At 43.0% G+C, this 15,428-nt stretch carries 10 protein-coding genes and 1 pseudogene; 9 read left to right on the forward strand and 2 right to left on the reverse strand.

Annotated features, from left to right (window positions below; translation table 11 throughout):
- The 8 genes and pseudogenes from F6K51_RS21085 to F6K51_RS21120 all read left to right on the forward strand — a co-directional run.
- A pseudogene (locus tag F6K51_RS21085) lies at window positions 1-268 on the forward strand (IS1634 family transposase); the annotation flags it as partial.
- Window positions 269-987: 719 nt separating this feature from the next.
- The gene (locus F6K51_RS21090; RefSeq protein ID WP_293023787.1) at window positions 988-1,467 is read left to right on the forward strand and encodes a hypothetical protein; all 480 of its coding nucleotides are present in this window, start codon (window positions 988-990) and stop codon (window positions 1,465-1,467) included.
- A gap of 17 nt (window positions 1,468-1,484) precedes the next feature.
- On the forward strand, window positions 1,485-2,216 hold the full coding sequence (locus F6K51_RS21095; protein ID WP_293023790.1) for a hypothetical protein: 732 nt from the start codon (window positions 1,485-1,487) through the stop codon (window positions 2,214-2,216).
- 60 nt (window positions 2,217-2,276) lie between these two features.
- Entirely contained in the window at window positions 2,277-2,753 is a 477-nt protein-coding gene (locus F6K51_RS21100) for a hypothetical protein (RefSeq protein ID WP_293023792.1), read from the forward strand.
- A 4-nt stretch (window positions 2,754-2,757) separates the two neighbouring features.
- Window positions 2,758-3,435, forward strand: coding sequence for a hypothetical protein (locus F6K51_RS21105; RefSeq protein WP_293023794.1), 678 nt, complete (start codon window positions 2,758-2,760; stop codon window positions 3,433-3,435).
- Between the two features lie 76 nt (window positions 3,436-3,511).
- A complete protein-coding gene (locus F6K51_RS21110; RefSeq protein WP_293023796.1) occupies window positions 3,512-5,617 on the forward strand; it encodes a hypothetical protein in 2,106 nt (701 codons plus the stop codon).
- Between the two features lie 676 nt (window positions 5,618-6,293).
- Window positions 6,294-7,907, forward strand: coding sequence for a DEAD/DEAH box helicase (locus F6K51_RS21115; RefSeq protein ID WP_293023798.1), 1,614 nt, complete (start codon window positions 6,294-6,296; stop codon window positions 7,905-7,907).
- A gap of 142 nt (window positions 7,908-8,049) precedes the next feature.
- Window positions 8,050-12,789 (forward strand): hypothetical protein, encoded by a 4,740-nt coding sequence (locus tag F6K51_RS21120; RefSeq protein WP_293023800.1) that lies wholly within the window; start codon window positions 8,050-8,052, stop codon window positions 12,787-12,789.
- A gap of 788 nt (window positions 12,790-13,577) precedes the next feature.
- Here F6K51_RS21120 and F6K51_RS21125 read toward each other — a convergent pair.
- Complete coding sequence (locus F6K51_RS21125; protein WP_293023802.1) at window positions 13,578-13,709, reverse strand: hypothetical protein; 132 nt, start codon at window positions 13,707-13,709, stop codon at window positions 13,578-13,580.
- 534 nt (window positions 13,710-14,243) lie between these two features.
- On the opposite strand from F6K51_RS21125, the gene F6K51_RS21130 reads away from it, so the two are divergent.
- Window positions 14,244-14,456, forward strand: coding sequence for a hypothetical protein (locus tag F6K51_RS21130; RefSeq protein ID WP_293023804.1), 213 nt, complete (start codon window positions 14,244-14,246; stop codon window positions 14,454-14,456).
- A gap of 187 nt (window positions 14,457-14,643) precedes the next feature.
- On the opposite strand, the gene F6K51_RS21135 is transcribed toward F6K51_RS21130, so the two are convergent.
- A complete protein-coding gene (locus F6K51_RS21135) occupies window positions 14,644-15,336 on the reverse strand; it encodes a hypothetical protein (protein ID WP_293023807.1) in 693 nt (230 codons plus the stop codon).
- Window positions 15,337-15,428: the final 92 nt, after the last annotated feature.

Raw genomic sequence — 15,428 nt, forward strand, 5'->3', positions numbered from 1 at the left:
TCTCTTTGATGACCGTCTTTGTTTATTGGTTTACACTCTCGCCCAAAGAGCCTTACGCCAAGCTCTCGCCCGGACTAAGCAAACTATTAACAACCAATTGGGTAAGCCGACGGCTACCCCGACAATGGGGTGGGTATTTCAGTGCTTTCAGTCGATTCATTTAGTTATCCTAGGCGGAGTCGAGCAAATTTTCAACTTAACTCATGAGCATCACAGGATTCTTCAGTTTCTTGGTGCTCCCTGCCAAAAATATTATCTACTGGTGTGACAAACCTGCGGAATGTGGGTTGACAACTTTTTAGGACATCGTGTACTATAAATATATGGATGAAAAAGCGAGCACCTTAAATAAACCGGAAGTGCCCGCTTAAGTAGGCCAGAGTGAACTAGACCTAGATTAAGTATCTCTTATTTCTAGGTCGCCACAGCACCTAGACAAATCTATAGTTTTAGACCAATGAAGAACTCAAGGAATCTTGTAAGTAGTACGGATTTACTGCTACTAGGACGGGATGTGGCTTGTTTTTGGGGAACATGGTTGATTGTGTATCATCTGTGTCGATAAAAGCTAGCGGTAACGAGGGAGTAACGACATTTGGCTCTCCTACTCAAAGGCTTTTTCCTAACAATTGATGACTTATGTCGCCCTACATAACGCTTATGTACGCCCTACATAAGACTATGTCGCCCTACATAACGCTTATGTACGCCCTACATAAGCTCCAAGAAAACTTGATGCGATAAATGTGTTGAGTTAATCAATGCACAAAGTTATTTATTAAAAAGTGCTATGACCGGAGCCTCCGGTCATAAGAGTACTTAGGAAAAAACTTAAACCTTATGTAGGTCAGCGTCGGTCATAAGGATGCGTTATGACCGGGACAACCTTACATAGGGGTGCATTTAAGGGAAAAAATGCACGTACATGGCTGTCATATGCAGGTGTTGGCAAGTTTTATTCATTGCTGATTTTTGATCCATAGACAGATGAACGTAAAGAATATTACAGCATACGCAGAAGCCAGTACTACGACTGTCCCGGTCATGGAAGTCGTTATGACCGGAACCTCCGGTCATAAAAAATTAGCTCTCATCAATGAGGTCTATCAGAATTTCTTCTTGTACAACCCCAAGAAGAAGATGACAAGAATTGAAGTCAGAGATAAGTTTGGCATTTCTCGTCAAGCTTTGTACGACTGGCAAGTAAATGTGATAGATCCAGTCCCTCATGATTATGCCGTCATAATAAGAGGTGAATTTTACACAAAGAATGGTTGCAGACCAACAAAAACCATCAGAGGTCTTACTATTCACCAAGTGTTTGTTTTCTGGTTAATCTATCAAGTCATGAAGCTTGTGAACACCTACAAGCAAGCAATTCCTCTACTTGGGAGGCTATTAGAAGTGTTCACAAAAGAAGATTTTGATACTAGGTTTGAAGCCTGGAAAAGCAATTATTCAGTTTAGATCCACAGGAGAAAATAATGACTTTCATCACAATCGACGAAGCTATCGACCTTCTTTCTACTGGCCAAGGAATAAGTCACGATCAAGCGAAAGAGGCGGTATCAGATATATGCAAGCAGCACGGCATCAATCCTGAGGACAACAAGATTGACTACAACTTGGTGGTCAGTGCCAGCAAAGGATTCACTGCGGTAGATAAAGGGATAAACAAAGCCATCGCTTCCTCTAAGTCGGCGGAAAGCAAAGGAGGTGCTCTCTCTACTCAAGAAAGGAAAGATGAGGCCATGGTCTTTGTGCAGGAAGAGTTGCACTTGGCAGGGATTGATAATTTTCCAGTCCAAATTATGGCAACCCGTATCGACAACGCCATCATGGATGGGATTCAAGATGCTGACGCCACTGACTATGCTCGTCGCCAGGCTTTTCTGCAACGCACACGAGACAACAACACTCGTTTCTACAACGAAGTACTGGAAGTCGAACAGCAATCTCGCGAAGAAGCAAAAGAGGTTGCAGACGCCATAACTCACCAGGGGATTCAGTATCACTTCCAGCCTGTTGAGTCTAATGTCAGTCACTACACCTCTGTTCTAAAGCAACGAAGGCTCTCTCAAAGAACAGCTCAACAAAACCAAGCCAGCCTAGTGCAGAAAGCTGCCGAGGACAGAAAGACCAGCCAAGCGATCGCTAAGGCTACTTCGTTCCTAGATGACCTCGAAGCTGAGGTCGAAGCTGAGTTGGGTCAATAGTTCAATAGCCTGGGTCTTCCCAGGCATCTTTTGTATGTATCGAAAAGTTGGTTCAGGACAATGCCTAATAAGTATTATTTGATTTCACTAGCGCTTAGCTTTGCAGCTATCGGTCATGTAGCAAACTCTACGATCGCAAATGGTCAGAGAGATTCAGAGACAAAGAACAAAATAGCTGAGTCTAAAAAGCACTACGACATCAAGACGGCTCAAATGGAGCAAGAAAAGGCTTTCTCCGAAGCTAGGGTCAAAAATAAAGTGGGAAGTCCAGTCAAGAAGATCATATTGAATCATTATTACTACGATCCAGAGAACCCGACATTCCCAAAGGGTTTCAGCCTTGATTTCCTAAATAATGCGGGCAATAATTCTCCCGATGGCATTGCAACCATAGTGGACAAAAATTCCCCTGCGACATGCATCGGGGTTTCGGTTAAGTCAAAAATTCCAGGGAAAGACGGAGTCTTTTACTTTATTGGTTCCAAGAACCCAGCTTACGCTGCTTACGCTGAACAAATGTGTGGTATTCACGGGTAAGGTTATGGCACGAACTATTAGAAGAATAAACAATCCAGCCAAGGATAGATTGAGTTATCTAGAAAAAAGTGAAGCGGCTAACAGGATTACTCCCTTTGGGGCAAAGTTTATCGTCAATGCCAATAGGGTGATATTCAAGGGGATAGGTTCTATTGGGCTAGTTATCGTTACCACTGCTGAGAATCTGTTAAGTCCAAATGGATGCCTTTTTCTCGGAGGTGTTTGTGCGATCGCTGGGTTAGTCATCTCAACGGACACCTACTATCAGCAGATAACTGGAGTCCCTCTCCTTCCGTTCTTTGAGGAAACGTGGATAGATCCTGTTAGGTACAGGCAAGCTAGCTTTTGGTTCTCCTTTCAGTTTATTTTCTCTTCTCTAATGTCTTTGGTTGTGGACTGGATCCAATCACTGGCATTAGTAAGCAACTTGGTTCCAAAAGCTAGCAAACTAACAAAAACTCAGAAGATGATTGTCACTAGGATAGGGCTGTTTGCTTACGCAGTAGAGCTACTTTTTGCCTTTAGCTCCCGTGGTATTGCAGGTCTGGATACCTATCGAAAAATATCTGTCTTCCTCTATAACCTAGGAAGCATCTTTGGAGCTGAAGCAGGGTTCGCCTTGGCCGCAGTATCAAAAGAAAACTTGGAAAAAGCCGCAAGAGAAGCTAAGTCTGAAGAGTAGTCCCTAAAAACGATGGAGTTTAATCCGACTCCATCTCAATTTAATCCAATTACATCATGGAATCAATTATAGACCAATGTTTGACGACAACAAAAAATACCGCAGAGGAAAGCTTAACTCAGATCCAGATGTACACGAAGAAATCATAGACGTAGAAGCGTATCTAAACGATCGCATTAATTTTTTGGGCAAGAAAGCGGAGAAAGAACGGGGGTTTGGTGACACAGCCAAAACTATGGGTGGTGGAGTACTTCTTGTGTCATTTTTCTGTGCAACTGCTATTCCCGGTTCGCCTATAGTCATTGGAGCTTCATTGGCTGGATATTTAGTAGCTTTATATGGAGACTATTCGACAACTGGTCGCCTAAGATTTCTTCCAAGTAGAAGGACTTTCTTAAGTCTAAAATCAGAAGACGAAGAAAAAGACTTTATAGATTTAACGGCAGATTTTGAAGAAGATGTCTCTTATCTTCCTCGCAAAGAGAATGTTGAAGCTAGATTTATTAATAGATACTTTGAAGAAATATCTGAAAAGCTTAGTGAGATGCCAGTTCCAATCAGGGCAAAGACCTATAAAGCAATAATAGATAACGTATATAGCCGCAAAGCTCAATCAAAATATTACAAGTACTTTGAAGCTAGAAGCAGGCAAAAAGACCTAGCTGTTGAAACTGAAATTGATCAGATGAAGTCTGTCCAGGACACTTCTGCTGTTTTTACTCAAGCGCTACAACCTAGAAAGCAAATAAAGACTATCGAGGCTGACTTAGATCTAGAATGTCAGCTTTTTGAAAGCGACCCACAAGTTAGTCATCATCAAAAAACAGAAGATTTTGAATCTCCAACTAGTCAGCCCCCTATATTTGTTGACAAAAGAAAGACCCAGGTCACTGGATATAATACGATAGCTAAGAAATGGCAGTTTTGTACTTTTACGATCGCAGGGCAAGGTGCTGGAAAAAGTGAACTGTACTATTGGCTAAGTAAATATTTAGCTGGCCAAGACGTTCGGGTTTACTATCTTAACTTAGCCTCAAAAAAAGAAGATTTTGGACGAGATTGGGAAGGCCATGCTCAATGCGTAAGATGTGACCTCAGGAAACTAGACCCTAAAGGAGCGAAAGGAGTCATCTCAGATGTTTACCAGCTGATAAAGAATTACGATAGCTGCGAGGAAAAGAAAATGCTCATAATTGATGAAGCTAACGTTACATTCCTCAAGGTTCATCGATATGCAAAAGACCTGGGAGAAATGAGAGATTATCTTGCTGCTCTAATCGGAGACCTTGTATCTGCGGGAGGAAAAGGATTCGAGTCTATCCATGCCTTAGGTCAAGGATTGAAAGCTAGTACACTGTCTGACGGAATTTTCCCTCTCTTTAAGGCCATGCTTTTGAATTACATGACAGTGGCTCCGGGGAAAGAAGTTTACGCTGCCGATCGGAATCAAATGATAGGAGAAGATAACACAACCCGTCGAGACGTTGTCAATAATTTTGGGAAAGACTGCGCTAATCCGCCTGTAGGAATTGAAGGAGGTCGTATATTGAACTATAACGGCACTTGGTACCCCACCGGAGGGAAAGCAGATCTAGGTTTCACTGATAGTGATTCAACCAGCGAAAAAGATCTATCAGCTAGTAGAACTTCATCAACAACGGCTCAAAAAAAAAGATCTCAGATAGAAGAACTGATAGCAGAACTAGAGGAAGACGGATATGATACCTTGTGGTCTTTTGCTGAAGCAATGGGAATGCCTTCTTCTGGCGCTAAGCGTAGATTGATTGAGATTATTTCTATTTACCTGGAAAGCAAAAGGCCAGATCTCGCTAGTCGCTTTGCTAGGGACAAGAAGAACCAGTTTTCTAGTTTTGATGGCCGATACTCCTACCCAGACAATAACGAGAAAGAGCTCAAGACTCGATTATTGACTAACTTTTGCTGTTGCCTATGCCAAAAAAGATCAGAAGATGTAGAGATCCACCGAACATCATACCTAGGAGCAGACGATCAGCCGGGGGAGAATATGTTCCCACTGTGTGAAGTTTGCCATAACGAAGCCCATGAGGCCGGTAACTGGAATTCAATACTTGATTCGATATGGTCTTCTCACCAAACTGAAGGTTTTACTAAAAGAATCAATTTAGGATTGAATTTCTTAACTCAAAATATTGATTATTGACTAAAAATGAGGTCACATAGAATGGTATCAAAAAGGACAAGACTATTGCTGGCGCACGTTAAAGGTATCGGATTCTTGGTCTTAACTACTCCCATGATAACTTTGGGGCTACCTCAATCTATTAATAGCTTCTTTCCTGAAGCACACTTAGTGCCTAATTTCTTCGATCCCGATAAAGGTATTTTCCTTTGGAATGTAGTTAACTTATCTACAAGAGAAGGGCTAAAAGCTCTAGGCGCAATGTCAGCCTTAAAGGTTACCCAATGGTGCCTTTTGACGGCTCCTTTCGGAAAACTATTTTCCTGGTTGCCGTGGGAAAACAAGCAACGATTAATATTGGTGGGATTACTTTTATGCCTTTACGAGCTCCTTTTAATTGTATCCGTAACTTTCCCTACTGAGTTTGAGGTGTCAAGCTCAGCTATGGTTTTCTTTATTCTCCACTCTCTTCTTGTCATATGTATCCCCTGGATAATATATGGATTCATCTGTATTTCTGTTGACCTGTATAAAATATCTCTTCGATCGGCTAAAAGGAAGAATTCAGGCGCTTCCGGAATTCCCGACTAAGATATTCGACCAAAAATCCTAATCCCAAAAAATGAGCGATCGCTTCTGGTTCTAAAGGAGCGATCGCTATCAAAACAGTAACTAATTAAGCACACCTGCTTAGTAAATGACAACTGATCCAGGTATTAGCATGGCACAAAGCATTGACATTCAACAACCTTTTTATCGTGACTTGAACAGTGAGATATCACTGAGAAATTATCAAGAAGAACTAGTCTTTGGTGTGTTTGAAGAGTGGAGGAGTGGTAAGCGGCGAGTGATGGTGCAGTTACCTACAGGTGGAGGCAAGACGGTCTGCATTGGAGCATTGGTTCAATACTTTGTGCAGCAGGGTCTCAAAGTCTTAGCGATCGCTCACCGCAAAGAGTTAATAACTCAACTAAGCGAAACACTCGAAAACATAACAAAATTGCCTATTGGCAAAATCAAAGCTGGCATTCCTCCAGCTCCTCAGTACAACATTCAAGTAGCTTCAATCCAGACATTAATCCGAAGGCAGCCCTTCCCTGAAGCTGACTTATTAATAATTGATGAAGCCCATCATTCTGCATCAAGATCCTATACCGATGTGATGTCTGCGTACCCAGATGCATATATTGCGGGGTTCACCGCTACGCCCACGAGAACCGATGGCCATGGCTTCCTGCAAACCTACGATGCCCTAGTGAAGGGAGTGACGACAGCCTACTTAATCGAGCATGGATATCTCTCCCAATTCAAAGTCTACGGTGGTGTGACTATTAACACCAAAGGGCTGAAATCTTCCGTCGAGGATTATCAAAAAGGAGCACTAGAAAAACGAGCCATGGCAGTCGTTGGAGACGTTGTCCCGGCTTGGAAGAAACACGCCCTCGGGAAAAAGACCATTGTTTTTGCTGTCGGCGTCAAGCATTCTCAAGCCATTGCAGCAGCATTTAACAACGAGGGTATTACGGCTGAGCACTTAGACGGCAAAACTTCTGCCGGAAAACGAGAAGAAGCTCTAGAACGTTTTAGGAATGGAAAAACGACTATTTTGTCTAATTGTGGCCTTTTTGGGGAGGGAGTAGATATTCCCTCGATAGAAGCTGTCCAGATATGTCGTCCAACTGTGTCTAAGATTGTTCATTTCCAGCAAATAGGACGGGCACTAAGACCTTCCCCTGGGAAAACCCATGCCGTGATAATAGACCATAGCGAGAATTGGCGCTATCACGGGCTTCCAGACACCCACGTCGAATGGTCTCTAGAACCAATCTCAATTCCCAACAACGAGTATGCAACCAAGTGTTCTTGCTGCGGTCACTGTTTTCTCCCTTTTCCCCATGATCTAAAAACTCCCATCAGGTTAGACAAAGACAAGGACGGGAATTTAACCCCCATTTATCACATCACTTGCCCTAGCTGTTTGACCACTTTGGAGTACATCAAAGGAGCAGGGGCGGCGATAGAACCGGACGAGGAAGCAGGTGGAGAAAAGGAACGGCTAGAAGGCTTGATGATGGAAATCGTCTTAGAGGCAAATCCTGAGTACATCAAGGAAATCGACCAAGCGATCGCGAAACAAACGAAAAATGGCTATAAGCGGGGGTGGGTCTTTCACCATCTATTGAAGGAATTCAGTGGTTCCCAGTTTAGTGTTGGGGATTGGCGCTATGTCGCCCATCAGTTAGGTTATGAATTGGGCTGGGCAAACTATGCCTGGAGGGATTCCCAGGTTTTTTCCAGTAGCGAATTTTGAGCATCGTCTTTTGTTATCTTTTTGCTGACGACGACGGAAAGATAAAGTATAATGTGAAAAGCGGGCGAGGGTAGTTCTACCAAAACCCCTCACCCGCTGTGATTCCAAAAGAAATCACTGTACTAATGCCCTCTATTTTAAGATGAATACCACAGCGAACAACAGTGGTACAACAGTACCATCTGAACCCAAGCAACTGGTCGCGGTTAAGTGCAGAGTCCCTCTGGCTAGTATTAAGCAGTGGATTGAGTCCAAGGAAACCAAGAATTTCCTCCATGTGATCAAGCACCAAAATGGACTGCCTCTTACGCTGACCTGTGAAGATTTTTACTACTACGATAAGGGCTGCGGTGTACTGTACTTATACGATCACTCACAACTACACCTCACCTTCAAAGCTTGGCAGGATATAGTCTACAAGGAGTTACAGTTGGGTCTTGTTCCAGTAGATTTTGGCTCCGTGACAAATGAGCAGACCATCGAATGGCTCAAGAGTGAACGCACAAAGAAAGCAATCCAGGGAATTAAAGACCGTCACGGGGAAGGTGACCGAAACTACCTAGTCGGGACTCGCAATAAAGATACTGGGAAATTTCTACTACATCCTGAACTCATCCCTACCTTCAAGGCAGACTTTGGGATTGAGACTAAGCCTACTACTGAACCTGTTGTAACTCTTCCCACAGAAGTCACGTCACAAAAAATTACACCGCAGCATACCACATTGGTAACATCACAAACTTCTGTGGAACCTGAAGAATCAGCTCAAGTCACTTTTCTCCCAGAAGTTCCCGATAACTACCATCTGGTCAACGAAAAGTTACTGAAAGAAGAAATCCGTAGTTTGCGTGATCGCCTCTCTTGTGGAGAAATTACAGAAGCTGAAATCATTACAGACGTAGTATTTCGTGGAAGGTTTAAGTCTGAAATTAGCAGGAGTCACAAGGGACTACTGAAAGAGATAGCCACCTCAGGGGAAAAAGCTTATATCTTCAACAGGAAGACTCAAACCTTGTGGTGTCACCCACGGTTAGCCGAAGCATTTTTGAATCCAGTCCCTGTTGATGAAGAGGAGATTCCTTTCATCCAAACGGAAGTAATTCCTCGGGAAGAACGGGAGATGACTGAAGAAGACCTGACTGACCCGGACAATGTCGAGTTAAGGAATGCAGTCCTTGAAGCTACCGGGCTTTTGGAACCAGCAAAAAAGGAAATGGAAAGGTTGCATTCCATCGAGGAAAATTTGAAAAACCAGTTGCGTAGGGTCAATCAAAAGGATGCAGAAACAGGTGAATCCCCCTTGTCGTTAACTGGCTCAGCAACTTTCGTTTCCGAGCCCACCTTTGTAAGGCTAAACGAGGTACTTCAACAGCACAGTCTGACTCGGGGACAGTTCCTTGATTTTGTAAAAAGTGACAAAGGGACAAAAAGTCAGTCAGCGATCGCGACAAATCTGGGAATCGAACCGAGTGATGTGGTGAACTGGATAGACCGGAACAATCCTTTTGTTTGCCAAGAGTACTGCAATACCTTCGTTGTATGGGCTGAAGCAGCAGCTAAGACCATTGAAACGACCTATTGGGAGTTAGAAGACCTAACAGCAACCTTCTTCTTGTCAGACGGGGAATTCGAGCAGTTCAATGGCCTAAAATCATCAGTAGCGCTACGGAAGCAAATTATTGGGACTGAAGGAATTGAAGCAGTGGTTTACTACGGTGACAAGGCCAAGCTGCACCCCGACTACCGGGATGCTTTCGTTAAATGGATCAAAGACCCATGGCCGGAAATGCCAGGCCATTACATGTTGATTCCGGGACACTTTGATATTGGTTGGGACAAGACTAGTTTCATCGACAGCCACGATGAGATATTGGAAGAGCTAGAAGAAGAAGGAGAGCCTGGGGAGACTGTCTTAGCTCGGGCAAAGGCAGATAAGCCCTGCCTCGAAACCATTCAAGAGTTCACTGAATACCTAGAAGAGGAAGCAGGCGAGACCTTAGCGAGGTTAAACGCAGAAGAGGCATTCACTTATGGCTGGAAAGATGGTCTGTTCTGGTGTCACCCTAACCTTTACTGCCGTTTCAAAGCACGTCACGACCAGGCCGCATCTATGAGCCTATTGGAACTAGTCGAAGAGACCAAGCAGGATTTAGATAGGTTTTTAACCTACTTTTCCACAAATGAAGCGATCGACAAAGCTGAGGGGATAATGGCCTATTGGGGTTTGGAAAAAGTGGAGGTCTTGAATTTGTCGAATCCAGATGACCCGAGGGTTGATGGTCACTTGTTCGATCACTTCTTGATGAAAGCCAGGAGGGAAGATAATCCACTACCTGATTACATTCCGTACCATCAAGTGCTGAAGCAGACTGGAGCGACTCCCGAACAGCTCTTTGGATTTGAGTGCAATGTTCTCGCACTGATGCCATTGAGGCATGAGGCTGAGAAATTCGGGCTGTCTCACTCTGAGCTATCCAGAAGGCAGAAGGCAATCAACGGTGAGGATAGTGTCAAGGAGTACCATCCTGCTTTTGTCAAAGTTTTTCGACAGGTTGCTCTGGGAGAAGGCGAAACAGATTGTTCTCTTTTGAAGGTTGCACGCAAAGAAAATGAAGAAAGAACCTCTGAGTTTGCCAGAGTAAGACAGATGGCTAGTGAGGTGGTAGCATCTAAGGCAGTTGAAGCTTCAAACACCTTGCAGGACAAGGAAACTAGGGTGGTAGCATCTGAGGCAGTTGAAACTTCAAACACCTTGCAGGACAAGGAATGCCTTATTGACCAGGAAGGTTTGAAGTACTCCCCAGTGCCAGAGGGCTGCTTCAAAACCATTGACAACCTGCACGTTAAAGCTGCCAGTAAGGACTACTTATCAGTCCGGCAAGTCTGCCAGGTTGTTAACGACCTACTGAAGGAAATGGGTAGCCCAATTCATGCCAAAGTAGGGGACGTAAATCAGGCTTTAGCTGAACTGGGGTATCAAAAAAAGGATGGGCGAAAGTGGCCTGTTCTTCCTGCTGGTCGGCACCTGCGCCGTGGAAACCAATGGCTTAATTCCGTTTGCCAAGTGCTTGCGGACAAGTTAGCTGTGGTGTACTTAACGGCTAAGGAGCTACTAGAAAAAATAAAAACGTCATTAGACCGGAACGACATTACAGCCCGTATGCTTAGCAAAGCTCTTGAGGGCTTGGGTCTTCATAAGCGGATGGAATCATCAAGCGAAAAAGGGAAAAAATACAAATATTGGGGCGTGGGACAGAGTGCGATTGCTGAAGATGGCACGGTGTTAGTCAAGGCCAAAGGTAGTCGCCGGGTAGTCTATCACTCAGATTGCGTTTCACTATTGAGTAAGACTGAAAACCAATCTTACTTCCAGAAGCCTGAACGGAAACGGAGCAAGTCCCCTAAGAAAGCATCTGGGGACTGTCGTTGTCTGGACCTCATAGCCATTGGACTATTGAAAACCTCCACAGATGCCCAGGTTAAGCCCTCGCCTGTGATTAGGAGAATAGAACATGACGGAGAGTACTTTGATTTCGTTGATTACTGTCCAGAAGTTCCAGACCACTATTACATGATTCAGGGAGAGCAGCCAGGAGAGTGTGTTCTTAAATCAAGGATTCTTAGCCCATTCTGTATAGAAGATGAAGAACAACTAGACTCTCCTGATAATTTTAAGCCCTATGAAGAGGTTACCCTAGACTTGATATATTCTCTAAAAGCCTTTGCTTATGGAGTGGATAAAAAGACAGCGATCGCTATAGAACAATCAGGGGAGAAGCTGTTTATAGAGACAGATGGAGTTACCTGGTGTCACGGGAGGATTCTTGACCGTTATGACTATAATCCAAAAGGTGAGTTGTCTCCTAAAATTTCGGTACTGCTTGAAAAATACCCTGATATAAGTGAGTCACGATTTTTGGCTTACTTGGAATCTGAGCAAGGGAAGAAAGACCTGATGAACTTAGCTGAAAAGCATGGACTGGATTCAGTAGAAATAGCTGGTTTTCCAGAAATAGAAGATGAAGAGGGATGCACTGAGAAATCAGATGAGATGATGGTTGATGAGAATTACTTCAGGGGCTTTGTAATGAAGTGCCGGAGAGAGGATAATCCTTTACCTGATTACATCTCACTCTCTGAGTTATTGACAGAATCAGGCGTCACCCTAGATGATTTTTTCATTTTTCAAAAGTCTATTTTAATGTCCTACTTTGTTATTTCTGAGATAGCGAGCCACCTGGGATTAACTGCATCAGATATGACCAAAGTAAGAGGGAAAGAAACAATCTATCATCCTTCCTATGCTGAAGCTCTGAAAGTATGGAAAAAGAAAATGGAAGGAGCTAAAGGCAAGAATGACCAAGATTGTCCACCTAACCTAGATAACCACGAGATTACTCCTGGTCTGACCTCTCAATTGCTTACTGAACAAGCAGTTGAGGCTTCTTCTCCTAATGGGAACAAAAACGAGCCATTAATCCCTGAGATTATTGCTGAGACTGAAGTAGAAAGTGGGAACGTGACTAACCACGAGATTACTCCTGACCCGGTAGCTGGAACGGTCACAGATCCCGCTGATAAATGGCAGTCGGTGGAATGTTGTACTTTAGGCTTTGCCGTGGAAGGGAAGCCGGAGCCAGTAACTTTTCCCTACTTCTTTTTGCCTCAAATATTGAATACCGTTCCAAAAGATGAAATCCGACATCAGCTATATCTGGATCGACAGAATATGTCGTTAGAAGAACGGTTTACCAGAGCAATGGCCTCTATTCCCTCCAACTCGGAAGAGTATCCAGAGTACCTTGAAATGTGGACTGAACTACCTGAGCACGAAAAAGATCAGCATCTGAGAGAGGTCCATGAAGATGTTCTTCTGACTTGATTTTTTGTGACCCAGGACTCCCCGGTCGTGCATACGCGGGGAGCTTGACAATCCCCATGGCTATAAGCCAGGGGATTTTTGCTAACAGAAATCGAGTAATATTTGCTTTTGCCTGATATTAGACTTAAAAGCCTTACCAGCTATGCCTTGCAGATTATACAAAAAGCCTATATATTAGGGTTTGAGATACTACTTTTAAATATATCCATTACCAACAAATACTGTTGTTGTATTTTTTAATCACCTAAAAGTAGTATCTTGCTAATTTACCGTGAATTCTTCTAATTATTGTTGCTGTCGAGTTGGGTGAACTAGGAACGGTGCCCACGTTGGCCAAACCTCAAAAAGTGCAATGCAGCACGGAGAAACCTTTGCCTTTCCTAGCTTTCGGAAGTATCAACATGCTCTTTTGCAGCGCGACTCCAAGGGGGGACAGATTTTGTCCCAGAAATGTTCAGAAACCTTACTGGTAAAAGGTTTCAAGGGGGTACGCGGGTACGACAACCCAAACTCACATTTCACCTGGTGAGGTCGCCCTGTAATTCTTTGATAGCAAGGTTTCCAAAACTCACAACCGATATTTTGTTATTTTTCTCCTCAAGGCCATTGAAGATAACAAAAAGGCGCAGTCGGTTCTCCGGTTGCGCCACTGAATTTTCAATCGCTGAGATTAGGTAACTTTATCAAACGCTTGGGGAGATTTATCCTCTACTCTTCTTGGTCACGGCCTGGTTGAGCAAGATAATTCGTTGAACCAAGAATCCCCTGGCTTATAGCCATGGGGAGTGTCAAATTTGCCTTCTAATCGGGAATAGCTGAAACCCATAGCCGGTAGGAGTAACAGCTGCTTTGAGTAGTTGGAGGTTGATGGTACTCGGTAATCCAGCTTTCCCTGCGATCGCTTTATCTTTGGAGGACAATCTCTTTTTTGCTGTATTTCGCACAGGAGAAGGAGTTCCTCACTGTGACTTTTATTTCATCTTTAGTCGTAATAAGATCGGAAGAAAAATCAATACTTGAGACCGGTTTGTCAGAAAGGTGAAACACGATCCCTCCAGCCTTCCAATCTTCCCCAATTCCCCTCACGTGGAAAAAGGCTACGGTTTGCCAGGGGAATTCCTTGAGGGCACGTCTATCTATAGTGGTTCGCAAAAGCCCATCTTTGATTATTTCAGCGGAGACTTGAGTCCTATCGTCAGAAATCTGCATATACGGCTAATCCAAAATCAACAACGCACCTAATCTTGCCCAAAACCAAAGGACATATCAAGTGCAGCACTTTCTGGCAACAAATGAACTACAGAAAAGGTTTTCGCCGTACCATTCCAAGGCTATGCTGCCACTGGATTAGAGGTACTTTTTTCGAGAAAATGTCGTACCCGCCGATTCCGAGTGATTGACAGAGAGCGGGGATTTCCCAAAAGTTATGCCACAACCCAACGAACCCCCAAACGGTGGGAGTTCCAGCCGTTGAATTCCGTGCCACAAGGATGTCACAACGAATTGGTTTTGGAGTGATTCCTCGTAACTCCTACCATTACTGGGATACAGGGTTTTTATTATTAATCATAAAAACTCCTTTAGAGCCTGAAGCCCAGTGTTTGATGGGAGTAACAGCCGTTTTGGCAGAGGGTGTGTCTACTATACACACCCTTTCCACTTCTTGATGCTGCGATCGCACCCAAAGAAGAACCCACCCGTTCCTGCGCCTCTGACGGCTTTGGATTTCGGATGGGTACTATAGATTAAATAGTAAATTCGTAACTCCTAGAGCCTAACCTGCGCCCGGTACTGGCAGCGACTGAGTAACCGAAGGAGCGTACAGGACGCCGTAGGCTCTATCTTGGGGAGCGATTATTCGTTTTTAGGAAAAAAAGAATAAATGCTTAGGTCAAATAAAAAGCTTTTTGCATTTTTAAATACGTTAGACCAACAAGGTCTGTCTTTATAAGCTTTAATAAAACTAAGTTGATTCCATAAAAAAAGTATTATAACGCTGCAACTTGTTAATATAGTAGGTTCTGTACTGTTATCAATTAGTGTTTCTAAATCTTTAACAAATAAACCTATTAAAGTAAAAAGGATAAATAAGTGGAGTATTTCAGTTGTATTTTTAATAAGTTCTATATTTTTTAAGTTAAAAAATAAATTTTGTAATATAGTTAATAAACACATACTTATGATAATAATAGTAGATGCACATAGTTGACAAACTAAAAGAGTACCCGCCACTACAAATACATAACTACCTATAGCCCCCATAGTATAACTACTGCCTCCATTTAACATTATGGGCGAAATAGTAACTCCTAATATTATTCCTTTAAACATATGGTTAGCAATAAGTAAACCTAAGTATTCATTTGATTTAGAAAATACATTTTTCAAGAAGAATAAAAGTGCTAAAAAAACACTAATAGCAGGGAATCCTAAAATTGCAAAACCTGTATTAACTGGGAGTACTACAAAACCTATTCCAAAAGCAATAAGAAATACAGCAAAATAAAATGACAATTGTAAATTGACTATATAACAAGTAAGTTTCATAATTATGGTTTTAAAGTATCTAAATTTGTGATTAGTTTAAAGTGATTAGTGACTTGTGATCTTACCGGCTTTATCCTTTTTAATGCAATAAA

Source organism: Moorena sp. SIO3I8 (assembly GCF_010692325.1).
In the GTDB taxonomy this organism is placed as follows: domain Bacteria; phylum Cyanobacteriota; class Cyanobacteriia; order Cyanobacteriales; family Coleofasciculaceae; genus Moorena.